The organism is Bacillus cereus group sp. Sample62 (assembly GCF_036851315.1).
Taxonomy (GTDB): Bacteria; Bacillota; Bacilli; order Bacillales; family Bacillaceae_G; genus Bacillus_A; species Bacillus_A wiedmannii.
On sequence record NZ_JAFLPK010000001.1, the window covers coordinates 113,489 to 139,648 of the forward strand.

Genomic DNA, 26,160 nt, shown 5'->3' on the forward strand with positions numbered 1-26,160 from the left:
CAATATATGATTTTCTGCGTTGAGAAAGATGTATATTTTTGTTTCTCTTGGAAAAGATAGTAAAATCAGCAGATTATGAAACAGAATGATGGTTTTCTTATAGAAGCCATTTTTCTTTTTTGAGCAGGTAGAAAGACTCAACGTATTTATCTTTAAGAGAAAAAAACTACGCTAATAGCAGTAGTTGTATTTATTTGTGATTTTGCACAAATTTTTTTGTGCATTTATAATACTCATGATTTGAGGGGTGAAGCAGTTGACAGGTCAACTAGTTCAATACGGACGCCACCGCCAACGAAGAAGTTATGCCCGTATTAGTGAAGTATTAGAGTTACCAAATCTTATCGAAATTCAAACCTCTTCTTATCAGTGGTTTCTTGATGAGGGTTTGCGAGAAATGTTCCAGGACATTTCTCCGATCGAAGACTTTACGGGAAATCTATCGCTTGAATTTATCGACTACAGCTTAGGTGAACCTAAATACTCTGTAGACGAATGCAAAGAGCGTGATGTGACGTATGCAGCACCACTTCGTGTAAAAGTGCGTCTAATCAACAAGGAAACTGGTGAAGTAAAAGAACAAGATGTGTTCATGGGAGATTTCCCACTCATGACAGAGACTGGAACATTCGTAATTAACGGTGCAGAACGTGTTATCGTTTCCCAGTTAGTTCGCTCTCCAAGCGTATACTATAGTGGCAAAGTGGATAAAAACGGAAAACGTGGTTTTACTGCTACTGTAATTCCAAACCGCGGAGCTTGGTTAGAGTATGAAACAGATGCTAAGGATGTTGTATATGTGCGTATTGACCGTACGCGTAAACTCCCTGTAACTGTTTTGTTACGCGCATTAGGGTTTGGCTCTGATCAAGAAATCACCGAGCTTTTAGGTGATAACGAATACTTAAGCAACACATTAGAAAAAGACAACACAGATAGCACAGAGAAAGCATTGCTTGAAATTTATGAGCGTCTACGCCCTGGTGAACCACCAACAGTAGAAAATGCAAAGAGCTTACTTGTGTCTCGTTTCTTTGATCCGAAGCGCTATGATTTAGCAAATGTAGGTCGCTATAAGATCAACAAAAAGCTACACATTAAAAACAGATTGTTTAACCAACGTTTAGCTGAAACACTAGTGGATCCAGAAACTGGTGAGATTTTAGCGGCAGAAGGAACAGTCTTAGATCGTCGTACGCTGGATCGCATTCTACCTTACTTAGAGAAAAACATTGGATTCAAAACAGCGAAACCAATGGGTGGAGTGGTAGCAGGCGATGTTGAGCTGCAATCTATTAAGATTTATGCTCCTGAGTCAGAAGGCGAACGAGTGATTAATGTAATTGGTAATGCAAATATTACTCGTGATGTAAAACACATCACACCAGGTGATATCCTTGCTTCTATCAGTTACTTCTTCAACCTACTATACAAAGTAGGGGATACAGATGATATCGACCATTTAGGAAACCGTCGTCTGCGTTCTGTTGGAGAACTATTACAAAATCAATTCCGTATCGGTCTTTCTCGTATGGAACGTGTTGTTCGTGAGAGAATGTCGATTCAAGATACAAATGCAATTACACCACAAGCGTTAATTAACATTCGCCCGGTTATTGCATCTATTAAAGAGTTCTTCGGAAGTTCTCAGTTATCTCAGTTCATGGATCAAACAAACCCATTAGCAGAGTTAACTCACAAACGAAGACTATCTGCATTAGGACCCGGTGGTTTAACGCGTGAGCGCGCAGGTTTTGAAGTACGTGACGTTCACTACTCTCACTATGGTCGTATGTGTCCGATTGAAACACCAGAGGGACCAAACATTGGTTTGATTAACTCATTATCATCGTTCGCGAAGGTAAATGAGTTTGGTTTCATTGAAACACCATACCGTCGTGTTGATCCAGAATCTGGTCTTGTAACAGGGCAGGTTGATTACTTAACAGCAGATGAAGAAGATAATTATGTTGTAGCCCAAGCGAATATGAAATTATCTGAAGAAGGAGAATTCCTTAGTGAAGATATCGTAGCGCGTTTCCGTGGTGAAAACATTGTCACAAATAAAGAACGCATCGACTACATGGATGTATCTCCAAAACAAGTAGTGTCGGCAGCGACAGCTTGTATTCCGTTCTTAGAAAACGATGACTCTAACCGCGCACTTATGGGAGCGAACATGCAACGTCAGGCGGTTCCGTTAATGAATCCGGAATCTCCGATTGTAGGTACAGGTATGGAGTACGTATCAGCAAAAGACTCAGGTGCTGCAGTAATCTGTAAACATCCTGGTGTTGTTGAACGCGTAGAAGCACGTGAAGTTTGGGTACGTCGCTATGTAGAAGTTGACGGTCAAACAGTAAAAGGCGACTTAGATCGCTACAAAATGCAAAAATTCATTCGTTCTAACCAAGGAACTTGCTACAACCAACGTCCAATCGTAAGTGTTGGAAATGAAGTTGTAAAAGGTGAAATCCTTGCGGATGGTCCTTCTATGGAATTAGGTGAACTAGCACTTGGACGTAACGTGCTTGTTGGCTTCATGACTTGGGACGGTTATAACTACGAGGATGCGATCATTATGAGTGAGCGCCTTGTAAAAGACGATGTGTACACTTCTATTCATATTGAAGAATATGAGTCAGAAGCTCGTGATACGAAGCTTGGACCAGAAGAAATTACACGTGACATTCCAAACGTTGGGGAAGATGCATTACGCAACCTTGACGAGCGCGGTATCATTCGCGTTGGTGCGGAAGTAAAAGATGGAGATTTACTTGTTGGTAAAGTAACACCTAAAGGTGTAACAGAATTAACAGCTGAAGAACGTCTATTACATGCTATCTTTGGAGAAAAAGCACGTGAAGTACGTGATACATCACTACGTGTACCACACGGTGGTGGCGGTATTATCTTAGACGTAAAAGTATTCAACCGTGAAGATGGCGATGAATTGCCACCAGGCGTGAATCAACTTGTACGTGCATATATCGTTCAAAAGCGTAAAATCTCTGAAGGTGACAAGATGGCTGGACGTCACGGTAACAAAGGTGTTATCTCTCGTATTTTACCAGAAGAAGATATGCCTTACTTACCAGACGGTACGCCAATCGATATCATGTTAAACCCATTAGGTGTACCATCTCGTATGAATATCGGTCAGGTATTAGAGCTTCATCTTGGTATGGCAGCAAGATACCTTGGTATTCACATTGCAACACCAGTATTCGATGGTGCTCGTGAGGAAGATGTTTGGGGCACGATTGAAGAAGCTGGTATGGCGAATGACGCGAAAACAATTCTGTATGACGGACGTACTGGTGAACCATTCGATAACCGCGTATCTGTTGGTGTCATGTATATGATCAAACTTGCGCACATGGTTGACGATAAACTTCATGCTCGTTCTACTGGACCGTACTCACTTGTAACGCAGCAGCCTCTTGGAGGTAAAGCTCAGTTCGGTGGACAGCGTTTCGGTGAGATGGAGGTTTGGGCACTTGAAGCTTACGGTGCTGCTTATACTCTTCAAGAAATCTTAACAGTGAAGTCTGATGATGTTATTGGACGTGTTAAGACGTATGAAGCAATTGTTAAAGGCGAAAATGTTCCAGAACCAGGCGTTCCTGAATCATTCAAAGTATTGATTAAAGAGCTGCAAAGTTTAGGTATGGACGTTAAAATGATGTCTAGCGACGATAAAGAAATCGAAATGCGTGATACAGAAGATGACGACGATCATCAATCAGCAGATAAATTGAATGTCGAAGTTGAGACAACTAAAGAATAATTGGGATAACCTGTAGACTAAAAGGGAGGTAGGCCCCTTGATAGATGTAAATAACTTTGAATATATGAAGATTGGACTTGCTTCACCTGACAAGATTCGTTCTTGGTCATACGGTGAAGTTAAGAAACCAGAAACAATTAACTATCGTACGTTAAAGCCTGAAAAAGATGGCTTGTTCTGTGAGCGTATTTTCGGACCACAAAAGGACTGGGAATGTCATTGCGGAAAATACAAACGTGTACGTTATAAAGGTGTAGTTTGTGATCGATGTGGCGTTGAAGTAACGCGTGCAAAAGTTCGTCGTGAACGTATGGGTCATATCGAATTAGCTGCTCCTGTATCTCATATTTGGTATTTCAAAGGTATCCCGAGCCGCATGGGACTTGTCTTAGACATGTCCCCTCGCGCGCTTGAAGAAGTAATTTATTTCGCTTCTTATGTTGTAACAGAAAGTGGAGATACACCACTTGATAAGAAGCAATTACTTTCTGAGAAAGAATACCGTGCATATCGTGATCGATATGGTAGCACATTCCAAGCTGCTATGGGTGCAGAAGCGATTAAAAAGCTACTGCAAGACATCGATTTAGATAAAGAAGTAGACTTCTTAAAAGAAGAATTAAAAACAGCACAAGGACAACGACGTACTCGTGCTATTAAACGTCTAGAAGTATTAGAAGCATTCCGTAACTCTGGAAATCACCCATCTTGGATGATCCTAGATGTTCTTCCAGTTATCCCACCGGAACTACGCCCAATGGTACAGTTGGATGGTGGACGTTTTGCTACTTCTGACTTAAACGACTTATACCGTCGTGTAATTAACCGTAATAATCGTTTAAAACGTCTATTGGACTTAGGTGCACCAAGCATCATCGTTCAAAACGAAAAACGTATGTTACAAGAAGCTGTAGACGCATTAATCGATAATGGTCGCCGTGGCCGTCCAGTTACTGGACCAGGTAACCGTCCATTAAAATCACTATCTCACATGCTTAAAGGTAAACAAGGACGTTTCCGTCAAAACTTATTAGGTAAACGTGTTGACTACTCTGGTCGTTCTGTAATCGTTGTAGGACCGAACTTAAAGATGTACCAATGTGGATTACCGAAAGAAATGGCGCTTGAATTGTTTAAGCCTTTCGTTATGAAAGAGTTAGTTGGAAAAGGTTTAGCACACAACATTAAGAGTGCTAAACGTAAAATCGAGCGTGTACAACCTGAAGTTTGGGACGTTTTAGAATCTGTGATCAAAGAGCATCCAGTACTTCTAAACCGCGCACCAACACTTCACCGTCTTGGTATCCAGGCGTTTGAACCTACATTAGTAGAAGGTCGCGCAATTCGTCTTCACCCACTTGTATGTACTGCATACAACGCGGACTTTGACGGTGACCAAATGGCGGTTCACGTACCGTTATCATCAGAGGCACAAGCAGAAGCTCGTATTCTTATGTTAGCGGCACAAAACATCTTGAATCCAAAAGACGGAAAACCAGTTGTTACTCCATCTCAGGATATGGTATTAGGTAACTACTACTTAACACTTGAGCGTGAAGGCGCAATCGGTGAAGGTATGGTCTTCAAAGATGCAAACGAAGCAATACTTGCATACCAAAATGGATATGTACATCTGCACACACGTGTTGCAGTTGCTGCAAGTTCAGTAAATAACGTAACATTTACTGAAGAGCAAAAAGGTAAGCTTCTATTAACAACAGTTGGTAAATTAATATTTAACGAAATCTTACCAGAGTCGTTCCCTTATATTAATGAACCGACAAACTCAAACCTTGAAAAAGAAACACCAGCGGAGTATTTCGTTGAAAAAGGTGCGAACATTAAAGAAATTATTGCTAGTCGCGAAGAAGTGGCGCCATTTAGCAAGAAGATCCTTGGTAACATCATTGCGGAAGTATTTAAACGTTTCCAAATTACGGAAACATCTCGTATGCTTGACCGCATGAAAAACTTAGGATTTAAGTACTCTACAAAAGCTGGTATTACAGTTGGGGTATCTGACATTCTTGTATTAGGCGAAAAAGATGAAATTCTCCACGAAGCACAAGCAAAAGTAGATAATGTAATTAAACAATTCCGTCGCGGTTTAATCACGGAAGAAGAACGTTATGATCGCGTTATCTCTATTTGGAGTAATGCAAAAGATGTTATCCAAGGAAAACTGATGAAATCCTTGAATAAACGCAATCCAATCTTCATGATGAGTGATTCCGGTGCCCGTGGTAACGCATCGAACTTTACTCAGCTTGCTGGTATGCGTGGTCTGATGGCCAATCCATCTGGTCGTATTATCGAACTTCCAATTAAATCAAGTTTCCGTGAAGGTTTAACAGTACTTGAGTACTTCATCTCTACGCATGGTGCGCGTAAAGGTCTTGCCGATACAGCACTTAAAACTGCCGATTCTGGTTACTTAACACGTCGTCTTGTAGACGTTGCACAAGATGTAATTGTCCGTGAAGATGATTGTGGAACAGATCGTGGTCTATTAATTGGTGCGATTAAAGAGGGTAATGAAGTAATTGAGTCATTATATGATCGTCTTGTTGGACGTTTTGCAAGAAAAACTGTAAAACATCCTGAAACAGGTGAAGTATTAGTTAGTGAAAACCAACTAATTACTGAAGATATCGCTCATATCGTTGAAAATTCGGGTGTTGAAACTGTAAACATTCGTTCAGCGTTCACGTGTAACACTCGCCATGGTGTATGTAAGAAGTGTTACGGTCGTAACTTAGCAACTGGTACAGACGTAGAAGTAGGAGAAGCGGTAGGTATTATCGCAGCTCAATCTATCGGTGAGCCAGGTACACAGTTAACGATGCGTACGTTCCATACAGGTGGGGTTGCCGGAGATGATATCACTCAAGGTTTACCTCGTATCCAAGAGATCTTCGAAGCTCGTAACCCGAAAGGTCAGGCAGTTATCAGTGAAATCGATGGTGTTATCGCAGCGATCAACGATGTTAAAGATCGCCAAGAAGTAGTTGTACAGGGTGAAGTTGAAGCTCGTACGTATGCTATTCCTTACGGTGCACGTCTGAAAGTAACTTTAGGACAGCCAATTAGCCACGGTAAAGAGTTAACAGAAGGTTCTATTGATCCGAAAGAATTACTAAAAGTAACGGACATTACGGCGGTTCAAGAATACTTACTACGTGAAGTTCAAAAAGTATACCGTATGCAAGGGGTAGAAATTGGTGACAAACACGTAGAAGTAATGGTACGTCAAATGTTACGTAAAGTTCGTGTAAGTGATGCGGGTGAAACAGATGTATTACCAGGAACACTACTAGATATCCATCAGTTTACTGATGCGAATGCGAAGGTGTTACTGAAAGGTAAACAACCAGCAACGGCTAGACCTGTTCTACTTGGTATTACAAAAGCTTCACTTGAAACTGATTCATTCTTATCTGCAGCATCGTTCCAAGAAACGACACGTGTCTTAACTGATGCAGCAATTAAGGGTAAACGCGATGAGCTTCTAGGATTGAAAGAAAATGTTATTATCGGTAAACTTGTTCCTGCTGGAACAGGTATGAATCGTTATCGCAAAGTGGATCTTGTAAAAACAACACAAGGTGACATGAATGTAGAAAACGATGAAGTTTATGTGGAACAGTAAAATTTTCCTTCGTAAATTTTGTATAAAAACAGTTAATCCTAGTTGACATTGTATGAGTCAAAATGTTACTATAATCAAGGTTGCTCCTGAACGATGCTTTGGAGGATATTTATATGTCTTATCAAAAAGTGTCAAATGCTGAAAATGTAGTCGTTGGTCATAAACGCACATTGGAGGCAATCAAAAATGGTATAGTTAAAGAAGTTGTTATTGCGGAAGATGCTGATATGCGGTTAACCCATATGATCATTCGTACCGCCTTGCAACATAACATACCCATAACCAAAGTTGAATCAGTTCGTAAGCTTGGAAAAGTTTCGGGGATTCAAGTGGGAGCTTCAGCAATAGGAATAATAAGTTAAAACTGTTTTTGTGAGGAGAGAGCATTTGCTCTCCCTTGCAAAAACTTTGTTTTCAACTAATAATGAACCACCTGGATATGTGGTCATACAAACATGCGAAGGGAGGATAATCAAATGCCTACTATTAACCAATTAGTGAGAAATGGTCGTACTGATAAAGTATGGAAATCTAAATCACCTGCGTTAAACAAAGGGTTCAACTCTTTAAAGAAAAAATCAACTGATATCTCTGCACCTCAAAAACGTGGTGTATGTACTCGTGTTGGTACAATGACTCCAAAGAAACCTAACTCAGCGTTACGTAAATACGCTCGTGTACGTTTAACAAACGGTATCGAGGTTACAGCTTACATCCCAGGTATCGGTCATAACCTACAAGAGCATAGCGTAGTATTAATTCGCGGTGGTCGAGTAAAGGATTTACCAGGGGTACGTTACCACATCGTTCGTGGTGCGCTTGATACAGCTGGTGTTGACAAACGTATGCAAGGACGTTCTAAATATGGTACTAAGCGACCAAAACCTGCTAAAAAATAATAAACTTATAATGAAAGGAGGAACTCAATATGCCTCGTAAAGGACCTGTTGCGAAACGTGACGTGTTACCAGATCCAATGTACAAGTCTAAGCTAGTAACACGCCTTATCAACAAAATGATGGTTGACGGTAAAAAAGGTAAATCTCAAACAATTCTTTATAACGCTTTCGATATCGTTCGTGAACGTTCAGATAAAGACCCTATGGAAGTATTCGAGCAAGCTCTTAAGAACATCATGCCTGTTCTTGAAGTACGTGCTCGTCGTGTTGGTGGTGCTAACTACCAAGTTCCAGTTGAGGTTCGTCCAGAACGCCGTACAACTTTAGGTCTTCGCTGGTTAGTAAACTATGCTCGTCTTCGTGGTGAAAAAACTATGGAAGAGCGTCTAGCTTACGAAATCTTAGATGCAGCTAACAACGCTGGTGCATCTGTTAAGAAACGTGAAGACACTCATAAAATGGCAGAAGCTAACAAAGCATTTGCTCATTACCGTTGGTAGGATTCAACGTAAAATAAATGTATGCATAAACCGCTTTATTTGTCGCTTATGGAAGTGTGGAGAGGGAGAATGCCTCTCCCTTTCGTTGGGCGCTCGTTTTACATAATGAGGGTACTGGACACTGGCATATGTAACAATATAAAGTGGCTTTTTTGCTACTTAAAATAAAAATCCAATCCATATATGGAAGGAGCAAGACACCAAATGACAAGAGAGTTCTCTTTAGAAAACACTCGTAATATTGGTATCATGGCTCACATCGATGCTGGTAAAACAACAGCAACTGAGCGTATTCTGTATTATACAGGACGTATTCATAAAATCGGTGAAACTCATGAAGGTGCATCTCAGATGGACTGGATGGAGCAAGAGCAAGAGCGTGGTATCACAATTACTTCTGCTGCAACTACAGCTCAATGGAAAGGTCACCGTGTAAACATCATTGACACTCCAGGACACGTAGACTTCACAGTAGAAGTAGAACGTTCTTTACGCGTACTTGATGGTGCGGTAGCAGTACTTGATGCACAATCTGGTGTAGAACCACAAACAGAAACTGTTTGGCGTCAGGCTACTACTTACGGTGTACCTCGTATCGTATTCGTTAACAAAATGGATAAGATCGGTGCAGATTTCTTATACTCTGTAGGAACAATCCACGATCGTTTACAAGCAAACGCACATCCAATTCAGTTGCCAATCGGTGCTGAAGATGAGTTCAATGGTATCATTGACCTTGTTGAAGAGTGTGCTTATATGTACGGTAACGATTTAGGAACAGACATCGAGCGTGTTGAAATTCCTGAAGAGCACAAAGAATTAGCTGAAGAATACCGTGGAAAGCTTATCGAAGCGGTAGCTGAGCTTGATGAAGAAATGATGATGAAGTACCTAGAAGGTGAAGAAATCACTGTAGAAGAGCTTAAAGCTGGTATCCGTAAGGCTACAACTTCTGTAGAATTCTTCCCAGTAATCTGTGGTTCTGCATTCAAAAATAAAGGTGTTCAAATTCTGTTAGACGCAGTAATCGATTACCTACCGTCTCCATTAGATGTACCTGCTATTAAAGGTACTCTTCCGGATACAGAGGAAGAAATCGAACGTAAGTCTAGCGATGAAGAACCATTCGCAGCTCTAGCATTCAAAATCATGACTGACCCTTATGTTGGTAAGTTAACGTTCTTCCGTGTGTACTCTGGTGTGTTAAACTCTGGATCATACGTGAAAAACTCAACTAAAGGCAAGCGTGAGCGTGTAGGTCGTATCCTACAAATGCACGCTAACAGCCGTGAAGAGATTTCAACAGTTTATGCTGGTGATATCGCTGCTGCTGTAGGTTTAAAAGATACTACTACTGGAGATACTCTTTGTGATGAGAAGAGTCTTGTTATCCTTGAGTCTATGGAATTCCCAGAGCCAGTTATCTCTGTAGCTATCGAACCAAAATCTAAAGCTGACCAAGATAAAATGGGTACAGCATTATCTAAGCTTTCTGAAGAAGATCCAACATTCCGTGCTCACACTGACCAAGAAACTGGCCAAACAATCATCGCTGGTATGGGTGAACTTCACCTTGATATCATCGTTGACCGTATGCGCCGTGAATTCAAAGTGGAAGCAAACGTTGGTGCTCCTCAGGTAGCATACCGTGAGACTTTCCGCGCTGCTGCGAAAGTTGAAGGTAAGTTCGCTCGTCAATCTGGTGGTCGTGGACAATTCGGTCACGTTTGGATTGAGTTTGAACCTAATGAAGAAGGTAAAGGTTTTGAATTCCAAAACAAAATCGTCGGCGGTGTAGTTCCACGTGAATACATCCCAGCTGTTGGAGCGGGTCTTGAAGACTCACTTAAAAATGGTGTACTAGCTGGTTATCCACTAGTTGACATTAAAGCTGCGTTAGTTGACGGATCTTACCATGATGTCGATTCATCTGAGATGGCGTTCAAAATCGCTGCATCTATGGCACTTAAAGCTGCGGTTTCTAAATGTAGCCCAGTAATTCTTGAGCCAATGATGAAAGTTGAAGTTGTAATTCCTGAAGAGTACATGGGCGACATTATGGGCGACGTAACATCTCGTCGTGGACGTGTAGAAGGTATGGAAGCTCGTGGTAACGCACAAGTTGTTCGCGCTATGGTTCCACTTTCTGAAATGTTCGGTTATGCAACGGCATTACGTTCTAACACTCAAGGACGCGGAACATTCTCAATGACATTTGATCATTATGAAGAAGTACCGAAGTCTGTTTCTGAAGAAATTATTAAAAAAAATAAAGGTGAATAATTGATTTTTATCGATTGTTCAAGTATAACTACTTATGTAAGCTTAGAAAGTGAGACTTAAGTTTCGCTTTCTAGTCTGAATATAAAATAACCTATATAAACTAAGGAGGAATTTAGAATGGCTAAAGCTAAATTCGAACGTTCTAAACCCCATGTTAACATCGGTACAATCGGCCACGTTGACCATGGTAAAACTACATTAACTGCTGCGATCACTACAGTTCTTGCAAAAGCTGGTGGTGCTGAAGCACGCGGATACGATCAAATCGACGCTGCTCCAGAAGAAAGAGAGCGCGGAATCACAATCTCAACTGCACACGTTGAGTACGAAACTGAAACTCGTCACTATGCACACGTTGACTGCCCAGGTCACGCTGACTATGTTAAAAACATGATCACTGGTGCTGCTCAAATGGACGGCGGTATCTTAGTAGTATCTGCTGCTGATGGCCCAATGCCTCAAACACGTGAGCACATCCTTCTTTCTCGTCAAGTAGGTGTTCCTTACATCGTTGTATTCTTAAACAAATGCGACATGGTAGACGACGAAGAATTATTAGAATTAGTAGAAATGGAAGTTCGCGACCTATTATCTGAATACGGATTCCCAGGCGACGACATTCCTGTAATCAAAGGTTCTGCTCTTAAAGCTCTTCAAGGAGAAGCTGATTGGGAAGCAAAAATCATTGAATTAATGACTGAAGTTGATGCTTACATCCCAACTCCAGAACGTGAAACTGACAAACCATTCTTAATGCCTATCGAGGATGTATTCTCTATCACAGGTCGTGGTACAGTTGCAACTGGTCGTGTAGAGCGCGGAATCGTTAAAGTTGGTGACGTAGTAGAAATCATCGGTCTTGCTGAAGAAAATGCTTCTACAACTGTAACTGGTGTAGAGATGTTCCGTAAACTTCTTGACCAAGCTCAAGCTGGAGACAACATCGGTGCTTTACTTCGTGGGGTTGCTCGTGAAGACATCCAACGTGGACAAGTTCTTGCTAAAACTGGCTCTGTAAAAGCTCACGCTAAATTCAAAGCTGAAGTTTTCGTATTATCTAAAGAAGAAGGTGGACGTCACACTCCATTCTTCGCTAACTACCGTCCTCAGTTCTACTTCCGTACAACTGACGTAACTGGTATCATCCAATTACCAGAAGGTACTGAAATGGTAATGCCTGGTGACAACATCGAAATGACTATCGAACTTATCGCTCCAATCGCTATCGAAGAGGGAACTAAATTCTCTATTCGTGAAGGTGGACGTACAGTAGGTTACGGTGTAGTTGCTACAATCGTTGCTGAGTAATCTTTAAATAGATTATTAAAAAACCCAAGGGATTCTCCCTTGGGTTTTTTTATTGTTTATTAATATAGAAGAAAGAGGTGTGTTTTCTATCTTTGAATGAGTTTCTTCTATAGTATATAAAACAAGAAGTAACATCCATAAACTGTAAGTTGAATAAGAGCAGATGAAAACTTGAAATTCTTTAAAGTGCCATGTATAATAGCAAAAGTAGAGAAAAGCAGATGCAAACAAAAAGATGCTTGCATCTAGACGAATAACATTGTATAATAGACAATGTTGGTCTTTGACTGCGATGAAGTGGAAGGTTGCTGACACACCCGGCCGCTTTGCCATGGCATGGTGTGGGGAAATTTCCATGGAGAAGGTCTATTTTAGAAATAGGCGAACGAAGGAGGGAAAATAATGGCAAAAGAAAAAATTCGTATCCGTTTAAAAGCTTATGATCACCGTATTCTTGATCAATCAGCTGAGAAAATTGTAGAAACAGCTAAGCGTTCTGGGGCAACAGTTTCTGGTCCGATCCCATTACCAACTGAGAAGACTATTTACACAATTCTTCGTGCTGTTCATAAGTACAAAGATTCTCGTGAGCAATTCGAAATGCGCACACACAAACGTTTAATCGATATCGTGAGTCCTACTCCACAAACAGTAGATTCATTAATGCGTTTAGACTTACCGTCTGGTGTAGATATCGAAATCAAACTATAATTCATATAACTTAAAAATGTAGGAGGTGTAACTCATGACCAAAGGAATCTTAGGAAGAAAGATCGGTATGACTCAAGTATTTGCTGAGAACGGTGAGTTAATCCCAGTAACAGTTATCGCTGCTAATCCAAACGTTGTTCTTCAAAAGAAAACAACTGAAACTGATGGCTACAATGCAATCCAGTTAGGATTTGAAGATAAACGTGAAAAGTTAACTAACAAACCTGAACAAGGCCACACTGCTAAAGCATCTACAACTCCTAAGCGCTTCATTCGCGAAATCCGCGATGCAGACGTGGACGGATTAGAGGTTGGTCAAGAGGTAAAAGTTGAAGTTTTCGCTGCAGGTGAAATCGTTGACGTAACAGGAATTTCTAAAGGTAAAGGTTTCCAAGGTGTTATCAAACGCCACGGACAATCTCGCGGACCTATGTCTCATGGTTCTCGCTATCACCGTCGTCCAGGTTCAATGGGCCCAGTTGCTCCGAACCGTGTATTCAAAGGCAAAAAACTTGCTGGACGTATGGGTGGAGACCAAGTTACTATCCAAAACTTAGAAATCGTTCAAGTTGACACTGAGCGCAACTTATTACTAGTAAAAGGTAACGTTCCAGGTGCTAAGAAATCTCTTGTAGTTGTTCAAGGCGCTGTGAAGGTTAGCAAATAATTCACAATAGGAAGGAGGAATTCCAATGCCAAAAGTTACTGTATATAACCAAACTGGTTCACAGGTTGGTGAAATCGAATTAGCTGAAGCTATTTTCGGTATCGAACCAAATGAAGCTGTACTTTTCGAAGCTGTAATGATGCAACGTGCATCTTTACGTCAAGGTACACACAAAGTAAAAACTCGTTCTGAAGTTCGTGGTGGTGGTCGTAAACCATGGCGTCAAAAAGGAACTGGACGTGCTCGTCAAGGGTCTATCCGCTCTCCTCAATGGCGTGGTGGTGGTACGGTATTCGGACCTACACCAAGAAGCTATGCGTACAAACTTCCTAAGAAGGTTCGTCGTTTAGCAATCAAATCTGCATTAGCTACTAAAGTAGTTGAGAACAACATTGTAGTTCTTGAAGACCTAGTGTTAAATGCACCAAAAACAAAAGACATGCTAGCAGTACTTAAAGGATTAACTGTTGAGAAGAAAGCTCTTATCGTAACTGCTGATGCAAACGAATCTGTAGAGTTATCTGCTCGCAATATCCCTGGAGTAACAGTAATCACTGCTGATGGCGTAAACGTTTTAGACGTGCTTCATCATGATAAGCTAATCATGACAAAAGCGGCAGTGGAAAAAGTAGAGGAGGTGCTTGCATAATGAGAGATCCTCGTGATATCATTAAGCGCCCAGTTATCACTGAACGTTCTATGGAAATGATGGCTGAAAAAAAATACACGTTCGATGTGGACGTTAAATCTAATAAAACAGAAGTTAAAGATGCTCTTGAAGCGATCTTTGGTGTTAAAGTAGAAAAAGTGAACATCATGAACTACAAGCCGAAAGCAAAACGCGTTGGTCGTCACGCTGGTTTTACTAGCCGTCGTCGTAAAGCAATCGTTAAGCTAACTGCTGACAGCAAAGAAATCGAAATCTTCCAAGGCGTTTAATTCTTACTAAAGAAGGAGGGAAATTGAGATGGGAATTAAAAAGTATAATCCAACTACTAACGGTCGTCGTAATATGACTACGAATGATTTCGCTGAAATCACGACTGACAGACCAGAAAAGTCATTACTTGCTCCTTTAAGCAAGAAGGCTGGTCGTAATAACCAAGGTAAAATTACTGTACGTCATCAAGGTGGCGGACATAAGCGTCAATACCGTATCATCGACTTTAAGCGTAACAAAGATGGAATTCCAGGACGCGTTGCTACGATCGAATACGATCCAAACCGCTCTGCGAATATCGCATTAATTAACTACGTTGACGGTGAAAAACGTTACATTCTTGCTCCTAAATCTTTAGAAGTAGGTATGGAAGTTATGTCTGGCCCAGAAGCTGACATCAAAATCGGTAACGCATTACCATTAATCAACATTCCAGTAGGTACTGTTGTTCATAATATCGAGCTTAAGCCTGGTCGTGGCGGACAATTAGTTCGTTCTGCTGGTACATCTGCTCAAGTACTTGGTAAAGAAGGTAAATACGTACTTGTACGTTTAACTTCTGGTGAAGTACGTCTTGTATTATCTGCTTGTCGCGCTTCAATCGGTCAAGTAGGTAACGAACAGCACGAACTTATCAAAATCGGTAAAGCAGGTCGCTCTCGCTGGTTAGGTAAACGCCCAACAGTTCGTGGTTCTGTAATGAACCCGGTTGATCACCCACACGGTGGTGGTGAAGGACGTTCTCCAATCGGACGTAAGTCTCCAATGTCTCCATGGGGTAAACCAACTCTTGGATTCAAGACTCGTAAGAAAAACAAAGCGTCTGACAAATTCATCGTTCGTCGTCGTAAAAAATAATGGGATTGTAGTACGGTTCATTTCTAGAACCGTACGCCAATCACGAAGGGAGGCACCAAAATGGCTCGTAGCTTAAAAAAAGGACCATTTGTCGATGATCACTTAATGAACAAAATGGAAAAATTAGTTGCATCTGAGCAAAAACAAGTTGTTAAAACTTGGTCTCGCCGTTCAACAATCTTCCCTCAGTTCATCGGACACACAATCGCTGTATATGATGGTCGTAAACACGTACCTGTGTACATCACTGAGGATATGGTTGGCCATAAGTTAGGTGAATTCGCACCAACTCGTACGTATAAAGGTCACCTTGCTGACGATAAGAAAACTAGAAGATAATGAGAGGAGGCACTTCAATGCAAGCTAAAGCAGTAGCGAGAACAGTTCGTATTGCTCCTCGTAAAGTTCGTTTAGTAGTAGACTTAATCCGAGGTAAGCAAGTGGGTGAAGCGATTGCTATCCTTAACCACACACCAAAAACTGCTTCTCCAGTTGTAGAGAAAGTTTTAAAATCTGCAATCGCAAATGCAGAGCACAATTATGAGATGGATATTAACAACCTAGTTGTTGAAAAAGTTTTCGTTGACGAAGGTCCAACGTTGAAACGTTTCCGTCCACGTGCAATGGGTCGTGCAAGCCAAATTAACAAACGCACAAGCCACATCACAGTTGTGGTATCAGAAAAGAAGGAGGGATAATCGATGGGTCAAAAGGTTAATCCAATTGGTCTTCGTGTCGGCGTTATCCGTGACTGGGAATCTCGTTGGTTCGCAGAAAAAGATTATGCTACATTATTACATGAAGACATCAAAATCCGTGAGTACATTACTGTACGCTTAAAAGATTCTGCTGTTGCTAAAGTAGAAATTGAACGTGCAGCAAATCGTGTAAATGTTACAATTCACACTGCAAAACCTGGTATGGTAATTGGTAAAGGTGGTACTGAAGTTGAAGCACTTCGTAAAGCTCTTAACCAATTAACAGGCAAGCGTGTACACATCAACATTTTAGAAGTTAAGAGAGCTGATCTTAACGCTAAATTAGTAGGCGAAAACATTGCTCGTCAATTAGAAAACCGTGTATCATTCCGTCGTGCACAAAAGCAAGTTATTCAACGTGCTATGCGTGCAGGTGCTAAAGGTATTAAAACACAGGTTTCTGGTCGTCTTGGCGGAGCTGATATCGCTCGTGCAGAATCTTACAGTGAAGGAACTGTTCCACTTCATACACTTCGCGCTGATATTGACTATGCAGCAGTTGAAGCTGATACAACATACGGTAAATTAGGCGTAAAAGTATGGATCTACCGTGGAGAAGTCCTTCCTACAAAAAAGAAAGCTTCTGAGGAAGGAGGAAAATAATATGTTAATGCCAAAACGCGTAAAATATCGTAGAGAGCATCGTGGTAAAATGCGTGGTCGTGCAAAAGGTGGAACTGAAATTGCTTTCGGTGAATTCGGTTTACAAGCACAAGCTGCTTCATGGATTACAAACCGTCAAATCGAAGCTGCTCGTCGTGCAATGACTCGTTACATGAAACGTGGCGGTAAAGTATGGATTAAAATTTTCCCTTCTAAACCTTACACTGCAAAACCTCTAGAAGTACGTATGGGTTCCGGTAAAGGGGCACCAGAAGGCTGGGTAGCAGTAGTAAAACCTGGGAAAATTATGTTCGAAATCGCGGGTGTATCTGAAGAGGTAGCACGCGAAGCATTACGTCTTGCAGCTCACAAGTTACCTGTGAAATGTAAATTCGTAAAACGTGAAGAAAATGGTGGTGAATCTAATGAAAACTAATGATATTCGTGAATTAACCACTGCCGAAATCGAAACAAAAGTTAAAGCTTTAAAGGAAGAATTGTTCAATCTTCGCTTCCAACTTGCTACAGGACAATTAGAGAATCCAACTCGCATTCGTGAAGTGCGTAAAGCAATTGCTCGTATGAAAACTGTAGTTCGTGAAAGAGAGATCGGAATTAATCGATAAATTGAGGGGAGGTTTGCATAGTGAGCGAACGTAACCAACGCAAAGTTTATACTGGTCGTGTTGTGTCTGACAAAATGGACAAAACGATTACAGTTTTAGTTGAAACTTACAAAACTCATTCCTTGTACGGAAAACGTGTTAAGTATTCTAAGAAGTACAAAGCCCATGATGAGCAAAACCAAGCGAAACTTGGCGATATCGTTAAAATCATGGAAACTCGCCCGCTTTCTGCTACTAAGCGTTTCCGTTTAGTTGAAATCGTTGAAGAAGCGGTTATTATCTAAATAGACGAATCGGAATTTTTAGTCCGAAGGGAGGTTTCATAACATGATCCAACAAGAATCTCGTTTGAAAGTTGCTGACAACTCTGGTGCACGTGAACTTTTAACAATTAAAGTATTAGGCGGCTCTGGTCGTAAATATGCTAACATTGGTGACATTATCGTTGCTACGGTAAAACAAGCAACACCAGGTGGCGTTGTTAAAAAAGGTGACGTTGTTAAAGCAGTAGTAGTACGTACGAAGAGCGGAGCTCGTCGTCCGGACGGTTCTTATATCAAATTTGATGAAAACGCAGCGGTTATCATCAAAGACGATAAGAGCCCACGTGGTACTCGTATCTTCGGACCAGTAGCTCGTGAATTACGTGATAGCAACTTCATGAAGATCGTTTCTTTAGCTCCAGAAGTTCTATAATTTAAGGTATTGCCTTGCTAAGGAGGTGCAGAATTAAGATGCATGTAAAAAAAGGTGATAAAGTACAGGTAATCACTGGAAAAGACAAAGGAAAACAAGGCGTTATCCTTGTGGCTTTCCCAAAGCAAAACCGTGTTATCGTTGAGGGTGTTAACATCGTTAAAAAACACTCTAAGCCATCTCAATTAAATCCACAAGGTGGAATTATTACTAAAGAAGCACCTATTCACGTTTCTAACGTTATGGTTTTAGATCCGAAAACAGGTGAACCTACTCGAGTAGGCTTCAAAGTAGAAGATGGTAAAAAAGTCCGTATTGCAAAAAAATCTGGTGAATTATTAGATAAATAATTTTCTTAAGAAAGGAGGTCACTTCATTGAATCGCCTTAAAGAGAAGTTCCAAAAGGAAATTACTCCTGCTCTTGTGAGCAAGTTTAACTATAAATCTGTGATGGAAGTACCGAAAATCGAAAAGATCGTAATCAACACTGGTGTTGGTGACGCGGTATCTAACTCAAAAGCTTTAGACAATGCAGTAGAAGAATTAACACAAATCACAGGTCAAAAGCCTGTTGTAACTCGTGCTAAAAAATCAATCGCTGGTTTCCGTCTTCGTGAAGGTATGCCAATCGGTGCGAAAGTAACTTTACGCGGCGAGCAAATGTATGAGTTCTTCGACAAATTAGTATCAGTTTCTTTACCACGTGTACGTGATTTCCGTGGTGTTTCTAAGAAATCATTCGATGGTCGTGGGAACTACACATTAGGTGTTAAAGAGCAACTTATCTTCCCTGAGATTGATTATGATAAAGTAAGCAAAGTCCGCGGTATGGACATCGTAATCGTTACTACAGCGAAAACTGATGAAGAAGCTCGTGAACTTTTAACACAATTCGGTATGCCATTCCAAAAATAATGGAAGCCAACGCTAAGTAGAGGAGGCGAAAACGTGGCTAAAAAATCTATGATAGCGAAACAAAAGCGTACTCCTAAGTTTAAAGTACAAGAGTATACACGTTGCGAACGCTGCGGTCGTCCGCATTCTGTATACCGCAAATTTAAGCTTTGCCGTATTTGTTTCCGTGAACTTGCATATAAAGGTCAAATTCCTGGTGTTAAAAAAGCTAGTTGGTAAAACCCACAAATGGGAAGGAGGTAAAACACATGGTGATGACAGATCCAATTGCAGACATGCTTACTCGCATCCGTAATGCGAACATGGTACGTCATGAGAAATTAGAGGTTCCTGCTTCTAAAATCAAAAAAGAGATCGCTGAACTTTTAAAACGTGAAGGTTTCATTCGTGATGTAGAATACATCGAGGATAACAAACAAGGTATCCTTCGTATTTTCCTGAAATATGGTGCAAACAATGAACGTGTAATCACTGGATTAAAACGTATCAGTAAACCTGGCTTACGCGTTTACGCTAAAGCTGATGAAGTACCACGTGTACTTAACGGATTAGGTATCGCTCTTGTTTCTACATCTAAGGGAGTAATGACAGACAAAGACGCTCGTCAATTACAAACTGGTGGAGAAGTAGTAGCATACGTTTGGTAATATATATTTAAAACGAACGGAGGTGTGACCACATGTCTCGTATTGGTAAAAAGATTCTTGAAATCCCTGCAGGTGTTACTATTACAATTGCAGAAGACAATACTGTAGCAGTAAAAGGCCCTAAAGGTGAATTAACTCGTAAATTCAATGCTGATATGTCTATCAAAATTGAAGAAAATACACTAACAGTTGAGCGTCCTTCTGAACAGAAGGAACACCGTGCATTACACGGTACAACTCGTGCTTTAATCGGAAACATGGTTGAAGGTGTAACTACAGGTTTCGCACGCGGACTTGAATTAGTCGGTGTTGGTTACCGTGCTCAAAAACAAGGAGATAAACTTGTATTAAGCGTAGGTTATTCTCATCCAGTAGAAATGACTCCGGAAGCAGGTCTTGAAGTTGAAGTACCTGTACCAACTAAAATCGTAATCAAAGGTATCGACAAGCAACGTGTTGGCGAATTTGCTGCTAACATCCGTGCTGTACGTGCTCCTGAGCCTTATAAAGGTAAAGGTATTCGTTACGAAGGCGAAGTTGTTCGTCGTAAAGAAGGTAAAACTGCTAAGTAAACCCGTTAGGTGAGAGAAAGGAGTGACAAGAATGATCACTAAAGCTGATAAAAATGCGACTCGTAAGAAAAGACATGCACGTGTACGTGCTAAACTTACTGGTACTGCAGAACGTCCACGTTTAAACGTGTTCCGTTCTAACCAACATATTTACGCTCAAGTTATTGATGATGTAAATGGTGTAACGTTAGTAAGTGCATCTACTCTTGATAAAGACCTTGCTCTTAACGGTACTAGCAATACTGAAGCTGCTACGAAAGTAGGAGAATCAGTTGCTAAGCGTGCTGTAGAGAAAGGCGTTAAAGAAGTAGTATTCGATCGCGGTGGTTACTTATACCATGGCCGTGTTAAAGCTCTAGCTGAGGCTGCTCGTGAGGCTGGATTACAATTTTAATGGTCAAAGGAGGGAAAATTGATGCATCGCATTGACCCAAGTAAATTAGAACTTGAAGAACGTGTAGTTACGATAAATCGTGTCGCGAAAGTTGTTAAGGGTGGTCGTCGTTTCCGCTTTGCTGCACTAGTTGTAGTTGGCGATAAAAACGGTCATGTTGGATTCGGTACTGGTAAAGCACAAGAGGTACCAGACGCAATCCGCAAAGCTATCGAAGACGCTAAGAAAAACTTAATCGCTGTACCATTAGTTGGTACAACAATTCCACACACAATCAACGGTCATTTTGGAGCTGGTGAAGTATTCTTAAAACCTGCTGCTGAAGGTACTGGTGTTATTGCTGGTGGACCTGTTCGTGCGGTACTTGAATTAGCTGGTGTACAAGATATTCTTTCGAAATCTCTTGGTTCTAACACACCAATCAACATGATTCGCGCTACTGTGAACGGATTAAGCGAACTTAAGCGCGCTGAAGATGTTGCAAAATTACGCGGTAAATCTGTAGAAGAGCTACTAGGTTAAGGAGGGAAAACAAATGGCGAAAAAGTTAGAAATTACCCTCACTCGTAGTGTAATTGGTCGTCCACAAGATCAACGTGCGACGGTAGAAGCTTTAGGTCTTAAAAAGTTGAATTCAACTGTAGTTAAGGAAGAAACTCCTGCTATTCTTGGTATGATCAACAAAGTTTCTCACCTTATAACTGTAAAAGAAGCTTAAGGATAACTCATTAATATAAGGAGGTGCCTGGGAATGAAACTTCATGAATTAAAACCTGCAGAAGGTTCTCGTAAAGTACGTAACCGTGTCGGTCGTGGTATCGGTTCTGGTAACGGTAAAACTGCTGGTAAAGGTCATAAAGGACAAAACGCACGTTCTGGTGGCGGTGTTCGTCTTGGCTTCGAAGGTGGTCAAACTCCATTATTCCGTCGTTTACCAAAACGCGGCTTCACAAACATTAACCGTAAAGAGTTTACTATTGTAAACTTATCAACGTTAAATCGTTTTGAAGATGGTACAGAAGTAACACCTGAATTATTGCTGGAAACTGGCGTTATCAGCAAGTTAAACGACGGTGTTAAAATTCTTGCAAGCGGCGCAGTAGAGAAAAAATTAACTGTTAAAGCGCACAAGTTCTCTTCAAGTGCTAAAGAAGCAATTGAAGCAGCTGGCGGATCAGTTGAGGTGATCTAATGTTTCGTACAATCTCCAACTTTATGCGCGTTGCTGAGATAAGACGTAAAATATTATTCACTTTAGCGATGTTAATCGTATTCAGGATTGGCACGTTTATCCCAGTGCCATTTACAAATGGAGACGTACTGAAAGCACAAGATCAATTAAATGCCTTAGGTATCCTAAATACATTTGGCGGTGGCGCCTTAAAAAACTTCTCCATCTTCGCGATGGGAATCATGCCGTATATTACAGCATCCATCATCGTGCAATTATTGCAGATGGATGTTGTTCCTAAATTTTCGGAATGGTCGAAGCAAGGTGAAATGGGCCGTCGTAAACTAACGCAATTCACGCGTTATTTTACAATTGTTCTTGCGTTTATTCAGGGGTTTGGTATGTCAATCGGTTTTAACGGTATGGTAGGTGGGCAATTAATTTTGAATCCTGGTTGGAGCACTTATTTATACATTGCTACGGTACTGACTGCTGGTACTGCATTTTTAATGTGGTTAGGTGAACAGATTACAGCTAAAGGTGTAGGTAATGGTATTTCCATCCTTATCTTTGGCGGTATTGCCGCAGCGATCCCAAGTGTTATATCTCAAGTGTATCAACAACAGTTTCAAAATATCGGAGATCAATTGTTCATGAGTATCGTTAAAGTTGCATTGATCTTACTAGCTGTGCTAGCGGTTATTGTTGGTGTTATTTTCATTCAACAGGCTGTTAGAAAGATCCCAATTCAATATGCGAAGCGTGTAACAGGAGGGAATGGGAATCATGCTGGAGCACAAAACACACATTTACCGCTTAAGGTAAATAGTGCGGGTGTTATTCCAGTCATTTTTGCTGTTTCATTCTTAATTACGCCTCCAACTATTGCACAGTTCTTCCCGAATCATGATGTATCGCAGTGGATCATTGCAAACTTTAACTATTCTCACCCAGTGGGAATGATCATATATGTTGCGCTCATTGTAGCCTTCACATATTTCTATGCGTTTGTTCAGGTTAATCCAGAGCAAATGTCAGAGAATCTAAACAAACAAGGTGGATATGTTCCAGGTATTCGTCCGGGTAAGAATACGGAACAATATCTAACAAAAATCTTGTATCGTTTGACCTTTGTAGGATCAATTTTCCTAGCAGCGATTGCAATCTTACCAGTTATCTTTACGAAATTGGGAAATCTTCCTCCATCTGCACAGATTGGTGGAACGAGTATGTTAATCGTTGTCGGCGTTGCTTTAGAAACAATGAAGCAGCTAGAAAGCCAACTGGTAAAACGCCATTACAAAGGGTTTATCAAGCAATGAGTAAGTGGGAAGAATTGTCTTCCCTACATGCTCATGTACTCTGAGGGGGAACAAGGATGAACTTAATTTTAATGGGGCTTCCTGGTGCTGGTAAAGGTACACAAGCCGAACAGATTGTTGCCAAGTATAACATCCCTCACATTTCAACAGGAGATATGTTCCGTGCAGCTATGAAGGCTGAAACTGAAATGGGTCTACAAGCAAAATCTTTTATTGATAAAGGTGCACTTGTTCCAGATGAAGTTACAATCGGAATCGTTCGTGAACGTTTAAGTCAAGAAGACTGCGTAAGAGGTTTCTTACTAGACGGTTTCCCACGAACTGTTGCACAAGCATCAGCTCTTGAAGAGATTATGAAAGATCTTGGTAAAAAAATCGACTATGTTTTAAACATTAATGTGGATTCAGGGTTGTTATTAACACGCCTTACAGGCCGTCGCATTTGTAAAGAGTGCGGTGCGACTTACCACTTAGAATTCAATCCACCAGCAAAAGCTGATGTGTGCGATAAATGTGGTGGCGAATTATATCAACGCTCTGATGACAATGAAGAAACTGTGGCAAATCGTTTAGATGTAAATATTAAGCAAACAAAACCTTTGCTTGATTTCTACGAGGAGCTTGGTTACTTACAAAGCATTAATGGTGAGCAAGATATCAATAAAGTATTTGCTGATATCGATGTTCTCATCGGAGGCTTAGCGTAATGATCATCTGCAAAACTCCTCGCGAGATAGAAATCATGCGAGAAGCTGGCAGGATCGTTGCTTTAACTCATCAAGAGTTGAAACAGCATATTACTCCAGGAATTACAACGAAAGAGCTCGATCAAATAGCGGAAAAGACGATTCGAAAATATGGTGCTACGCCATCTTTTAAAGGATACAACGGATTTCCGGGGAGCATATGTGCTTCTGTAAATGAAGAGCTTGTACACGGAATTCCAGGGAAGCGCAAGCTCGAAGAGGGCGATATCATCAGTATCGATATTGGTGCGAAATACAATGGGTACCATGGAGATTCTGCATGGACGTATCCAGTTGGAAACATTTCTGAATCTGTTCAAAAGCTACTTGATGTCACAGAAAAATCGTTGTATCTTGGTCTAGAACAAGTAAAACCAGGCGAAAGATTATCAAATATCTCACATGCGGTTCAAACCCATGCTGAAGAGAATGGGTTCTCGATCGTTAGGGAGTATGTTGGTCACGGAATCGGGCAAGACTTACATGAGGACCCTCAAATCCCGCACTATGGTCCACCAAATAGAGGCCCTAGATTAAAGCCGGGAATGGTCATCTGTGTTGAGCCGATGGTGAATCAAGGAAGACGATATGTAAAAACACTATCTGATGACTGGACAGTGGTAACGGTAGATGGTAAATGGTGTGCACACTTTGAGCACACGATTGCTCTTACAGAAGCAGGATACGAAATCCTTACCACTTTATAAGTAGCTGGCTCTCCGGGATTTCAGAGCAGTGTAAAATGTTACTGATTTGAAGAAGGGAGAACTATTGAATGGCTAAAGATGATGTAATTGAAGTCGAAGGTACCGTTCTTGAAACGTTGCCAAATGCTATGTTCAAAGTAGAATTAGAGAATGGGCATGTCGTATTGGCTCACGTTTCTGGTAAAATCCGTATGAACTTCATTCGTATTTTACCAGGAGACAAAGTTACGGTAGAATTATCTCCGTACGATTTAAATCGTGGTCGTATTACGTACCGTTTTAAATAATATAGCACTCCGTAATCTTTAAGGAGGTTCGAGACATGAAAGTAAGACCGTCAGTTAAACCAATCTGCGAAAAATGTAAAGTTATTCGTAGACGTGGAAAAGTAATGGTTATTTGTGAAAACCCTAAACATAAACAAAAACAAGGTTAATCAGAAGGAGGTGCATTCAGAATGGCACGTATCGCAGGTGTAGATATTCCTCGAGACAAACGCGTTGTTATTTCTTTAACTTACGTATTCGGCATTGGTCGCACAACTGCTGAAAAAATTCTAACTGAAGCTGGTATTTCTTCAGAAACACGAGTTCGTGATTTAACGGAAGACGAACTAGGACGTATCCGTGATATCATCGATCGTATTAAAGTTGAGGGAGACCTTCGTCGTGAAGTATCTCTTAACATTAAACGTCTAATGGAGATCGGTTCTTACCGTGGTCTTCGTCACCGTCGTGGTTTACCAGTTCGTGGTCAAAACTCTAAAAACAATGCTCGTACACGTAAAGGTCCACGTCGTACAGTAGCAAATAAAAAGAAATAATAAGTAAAGGAGGTTGAACTAACAATGGCACGTAAAACAAACACTCGTAAAAAACGTGTGAAAAAGAATATTGAAGCTGGTATAGCTCATATTCGTTCTACTTTCAACAACACAATCGTAACACTTACAGATACTCATGGTAACGCACTTTCTTGGTCTAGTGCTGGTGCACTTGGTTTCCGTGGATCTCGTAAGTCTACTCCATTCGCTGCGCAAATGGCTGCTGAAGCTGCTGCTAAAGTTGCAATGGAGCACGGTTTAAAAACTTTAGAGGTTACTGTTAAAGGTCCTGGTGCTGGTCGTGAAGCTGCAATTCGTGCTCTTCAAGCTGCAGGTCTAGAAGTAACAGCAATTAGAGATGTTACTCCAGTTCCTCATAATGGATGTCGTCCACCAAAACGTCGTCGTGTGTAATTTTTCTGTATAGAATTTTCCCTTTTGTCTATAATGGATATGATGCATTATCGAGAAATTTCGTACAGAAACATCGCTTGTTGTGCACAATCGGGAACTGCCTAAGGGGGACTTTCGGTTAGACAGGGGGTATCCCTTTGTTTAACCGGGGTTTCGACGT

General features: G+C 40.9%; 35 protein-coding genes. All 35 read left to right on the top strand.

What is annotated here, in order from left to right; genetic code table 11:
* The first annotated feature begins 256 nt into the window (after positions 1-256).
* The 35 genes from rpoB to rpsK all read left to right on the top strand — a co-directional run bounded on the left by rpoB (position 257) and on the right by rpsK (position 26,000).
* Entirely contained in the window at positions 257-3,790 is a 3,534-nt protein-coding gene (rpoB, locus tag J0835_RS00630; RefSeq protein ID WP_076542641.1) for a DNA-directed RNA polymerase subunit beta, read from the top strand.
* Between the two features lie 37 nt (positions 3,791-3,827).
* Positions 3,828-7,439 (top strand): DNA-directed RNA polymerase subunit beta', encoded by a 3,612-nt coding sequence (rpoC, locus tag J0835_RS00635; protein WP_000567948.1) that lies wholly within the window; start codon positions 3,828-3,830, stop codon positions 7,437-7,439.
* Between the two features lie 113 nt (positions 7,440-7,552).
* The gene (locus tag J0835_RS00640; RefSeq protein ID WP_000121828.1) at positions 7,553-7,801 is read left to right on the top strand and encodes a 50S ribosomal protein L7ae-like protein; all 249 of its coding nucleotides are present in this window, start codon (positions 7,553-7,555) and stop codon (positions 7,799-7,801) included.
* Between the two features lie 114 nt (positions 7,802-7,915).
* On the top strand, positions 7,916-8,338 hold the full coding sequence (gene rpsL / locus J0835_RS00645; protein ID WP_001142341.1) for a 30S ribosomal protein S12: 423 nt from the start codon (positions 7,916-7,918) through the stop codon (positions 8,336-8,338).
* 29 nt (positions 8,339-8,367) lie between these two features.
* Positions 8,368-8,838 carry a 30S ribosomal protein S7 gene (gene rpsG / locus J0835_RS00650; protein ID WP_001137489.1) on the top strand — a complete coding sequence of 157 codons (471 nt, stop codon included), beginning with the start codon at positions 8,368-8,370 and terminating at the stop codon, positions 8,836-8,838.
* 204 nt (positions 8,839-9,042) lie between these two features.
* The gene (gene fusA, locus J0835_RS00655; RefSeq protein WP_076542643.1) at positions 9,043-11,121 is read left to right on the top strand and encodes an elongation factor G; all 2,079 of its coding nucleotides are present in this window, start codon (positions 9,043-9,045) and stop codon (positions 11,119-11,121) included.
* A gap of 117 nt (positions 11,122-11,238) precedes the next feature.
* The gene (gene tuf / locus J0835_RS00660) at positions 11,239-12,429 is read left to right on the top strand and encodes an elongation factor Tu (RefSeq protein ID WP_001029616.1); all 1,191 of its coding nucleotides are present in this window, start codon (positions 11,239-11,241) and stop codon (positions 12,427-12,429) included.
* A gap of 402 nt (positions 12,430-12,831) precedes the next feature.
* Positions 12,832-13,140, top strand: coding sequence for a 30S ribosomal protein S10 (rpsJ, locus tag J0835_RS00665; protein WP_001040595.1), 309 nt, complete (start codon positions 12,832-12,834; stop codon positions 13,138-13,140).
* Between the two features lie 34 nt (positions 13,141-13,174).
* On the top strand, positions 13,175-13,807 hold the full coding sequence (rplC, locus tag J0835_RS00670; RefSeq protein ID WP_000160209.1) for a 50S ribosomal protein L3: 633 nt from the start codon (positions 13,175-13,177) through the stop codon (positions 13,805-13,807).
* 25 nt (positions 13,808-13,832) lie between these two features.
* Positions 13,833-14,456 carry a 50S ribosomal protein L4 gene (gene rplD / locus J0835_RS00675; protein WP_001127258.1) on the top strand — a complete coding sequence of 208 codons (624 nt, stop codon included), beginning with the start codon at positions 13,833-13,835 and terminating at the stop codon, positions 14,454-14,456.
* The gene (gene rplW, locus J0835_RS00680) at positions 14,456-14,746 is read left to right on the top strand and encodes a 50S ribosomal protein L23 (protein ID WP_001205558.1); all 291 of its coding nucleotides are present in this window, start codon (positions 14,456-14,458) and stop codon (positions 14,744-14,746) included. The genes rplD and rplW overlap by 1 nt, the downstream gene beginning before the upstream one ends.
* Positions 14,747-14,774: 28 nt before the next feature.
* A complete protein-coding gene (gene rplB, locus J0835_RS00685; protein WP_000511583.1) occupies positions 14,775-15,605 on the top strand; it encodes a 50S ribosomal protein L2 in 831 nt (276 codons plus the stop codon).
* 60 nt (positions 15,606-15,665) lie between these two features.
* The gene (rpsS, locus tag J0835_RS00690) at positions 15,666-15,944 is read left to right on the top strand and encodes a 30S ribosomal protein S19 (protein ID WP_000124452.1); all 279 of its coding nucleotides are present in this window, start codon (positions 15,666-15,668) and stop codon (positions 15,942-15,944) included.
* Positions 15,945-15,961: 17 nt separating this feature from the next.
* Positions 15,962-16,303 carry a 50S ribosomal protein L22 gene (gene rplV, locus J0835_RS00695; RefSeq protein ID WP_001148024.1) on the top strand — a complete coding sequence of 114 codons (342 nt, stop codon included), beginning with the start codon at positions 15,962-15,964 and terminating at the stop codon, positions 16,301-16,303.
* A 3-nt stretch (positions 16,304-16,306) separates the two neighbouring features.
* Positions 16,307-16,966 (top strand): 30S ribosomal protein S3, encoded by a 660-nt coding sequence (rpsC, locus tag J0835_RS00700; RefSeq protein ID WP_000529958.1) that lies wholly within the window; start codon positions 16,307-16,309, stop codon positions 16,964-16,966.
* Position 16,967: 1 nt separating this feature from the next.
* Positions 16,968-17,402 carry a 50S ribosomal protein L16 gene (gene rplP, locus J0835_RS00705; RefSeq protein ID WP_000928969.1) on the top strand — a complete coding sequence of 145 codons (435 nt, stop codon included), beginning with the start codon at positions 16,968-16,970 and terminating at the stop codon, positions 17,400-17,402.
* Complete coding sequence (rpmC, locus tag J0835_RS00710; protein ID WP_000855718.1) at positions 17,392-17,592, top strand: 50S ribosomal protein L29; 201 nt, start codon at positions 17,392-17,394, stop codon at positions 17,590-17,592. The genes rplP and rpmC overlap by 11 nt, the downstream gene beginning before the upstream one ends.
* 20 nt (positions 17,593-17,612) lie before the next feature.
* On the top strand, positions 17,613-17,876 hold the full coding sequence (rpsQ, locus tag J0835_RS00715) for a 30S ribosomal protein S17 (RefSeq protein WP_000004106.1): 264 nt from the start codon (positions 17,613-17,615) through the stop codon (positions 17,874-17,876).
* Between the two features lie 43 nt (positions 17,877-17,919).
* The gene (gene rplN, locus J0835_RS00720; protein WP_000615912.1) at positions 17,920-18,288 is read left to right on the top strand and encodes a 50S ribosomal protein L14; all 369 of its coding nucleotides are present in this window, start codon (positions 17,920-17,922) and stop codon (positions 18,286-18,288) included.
* Between the two features lie 38 nt (positions 18,289-18,326).
* Positions 18,327-18,638, top strand: a complete 312-nt coding sequence (gene rplX, locus J0835_RS00725) for a 50S ribosomal protein L24 (RefSeq protein WP_000558201.1) — start codon at positions 18,327-18,329, stop codon at positions 18,636-18,638.
* 26 nt (positions 18,639-18,664) lie between these two features.
* Positions 18,665-19,204: a 50S ribosomal protein L5 gene (gene rplE, locus J0835_RS00730; protein ID WP_076542645.1), complete on the top strand. Its 540-nt coding sequence runs from the start codon at positions 18,665-18,667 to the stop codon at positions 19,202-19,204.
* Positions 19,205-19,237: 33 nt separating this feature from the next.
* Positions 19,238-19,423, top strand: a complete 186-nt coding sequence (gene rpsN, locus J0835_RS00735) for a 30S ribosomal protein S14 (RefSeq protein WP_001085700.1) — start codon at positions 19,238-19,240, stop codon at positions 19,421-19,423.
* A 29-nt stretch (positions 19,424-19,452) separates the two neighbouring features.
* Positions 19,453-19,851 (top strand): 30S ribosomal protein S8, encoded by a 399-nt coding sequence (rpsH, locus tag J0835_RS00740; protein ID WP_000245511.1) that lies wholly within the window; start codon positions 19,453-19,455, stop codon positions 19,849-19,851.
* 32 nt (positions 19,852-19,883) lie between these two features.
* Positions 19,884-20,423 carry a 50S ribosomal protein L6 gene (gene rplF, locus J0835_RS00745; RefSeq protein WP_000086550.1) on the top strand — a complete coding sequence of 180 codons (540 nt, stop codon included), beginning with the start codon at positions 19,884-19,886 and terminating at the stop codon, positions 20,421-20,423.
* Between the two features lie 31 nt (positions 20,424-20,454).
* Positions 20,455-20,817, top strand: coding sequence for a 50S ribosomal protein L18 (gene rplR / locus J0835_RS00750; protein WP_000628818.1), 363 nt, complete (start codon positions 20,455-20,457; stop codon positions 20,815-20,817).
* A 21-nt stretch (positions 20,818-20,838) separates the two neighbouring features.
* Positions 20,839-21,339: a 30S ribosomal protein S5 gene (rpsE, locus tag J0835_RS00755; protein WP_000554646.1), complete on the top strand. Its 501-nt coding sequence runs from the start codon at positions 20,839-20,841 to the stop codon at positions 21,337-21,339.
* 13 nt (positions 21,340-21,352) lie between these two features.
* On the top strand, positions 21,353-21,535 hold the full coding sequence (gene rpmD, locus J0835_RS00760) for a 50S ribosomal protein L30 (RefSeq protein ID WP_001085231.1): 183 nt from the start codon (positions 21,353-21,355) through the stop codon (positions 21,533-21,535).
* 33 nt (positions 21,536-21,568) lie between these two features.
* The gene (gene rplO / locus J0835_RS00765) at positions 21,569-22,009 is read left to right on the top strand and encodes a 50S ribosomal protein L15 (RefSeq protein ID WP_000766083.1); all 441 of its coding nucleotides are present in this window, start codon (positions 21,569-21,571) and stop codon (positions 22,007-22,009) included.
* Entirely contained in the window at positions 22,009-23,310 is a 1,302-nt protein-coding gene (secY, locus tag J0835_RS00770) for a preprotein translocase subunit SecY (RefSeq protein WP_000490119.1), read from the top strand. The genes rplO and secY overlap by 1 nt, the downstream gene beginning before the upstream one ends.
* Before the next feature lie 56 nt (positions 23,311-23,366).
* Positions 23,367-24,017, top strand: a complete 651-nt coding sequence (locus J0835_RS00775; protein WP_001048998.1) for an adenylate kinase — start codon at positions 23,367-23,369, stop codon at positions 24,015-24,017.
* Positions 24,017-24,763, top strand: coding sequence for a type I methionyl aminopeptidase (map, locus tag J0835_RS00780; protein ID WP_000582542.1), 747 nt, complete (start codon positions 24,017-24,019; stop codon positions 24,761-24,763). The genes J0835_RS00775 and map overlap by 1 nt, the downstream gene beginning before the upstream one ends.
* A 68-nt stretch (positions 24,764-24,831) precedes the next feature.
* Entirely contained in the window at positions 24,832-25,050 is a 219-nt protein-coding gene (gene infA, locus J0835_RS00785) for a translation initiation factor IF-1 (RefSeq protein WP_001029884.1), read from the top strand.
* Positions 25,051-25,085: 35 nt separating this feature from the next.
* Positions 25,086-25,199: a 50S ribosomal protein L36 gene (gene rpmJ / locus J0835_RS00790; protein WP_000868344.1), complete on the top strand. Its 114-nt coding sequence runs from the start codon at positions 25,086-25,088 to the stop codon at positions 25,197-25,199.
* A gap of 21 nt (positions 25,200-25,220) precedes the next feature.
* Entirely contained in the window at positions 25,221-25,586 is a 366-nt protein-coding gene (gene rpsM, locus J0835_RS00795; protein WP_000090790.1) for a 30S ribosomal protein S13, read from the top strand.
* A gap of 24 nt (positions 25,587-25,610) precedes the next feature.
* Entirely contained in the window at positions 25,611-26,000 is a 390-nt protein-coding gene (gene rpsK / locus J0835_RS00800; RefSeq protein ID WP_000101797.1) for a 30S ribosomal protein S11, read from the top strand.
* Positions 26,001-26,160 lie beyond the last annotated feature (160 nt).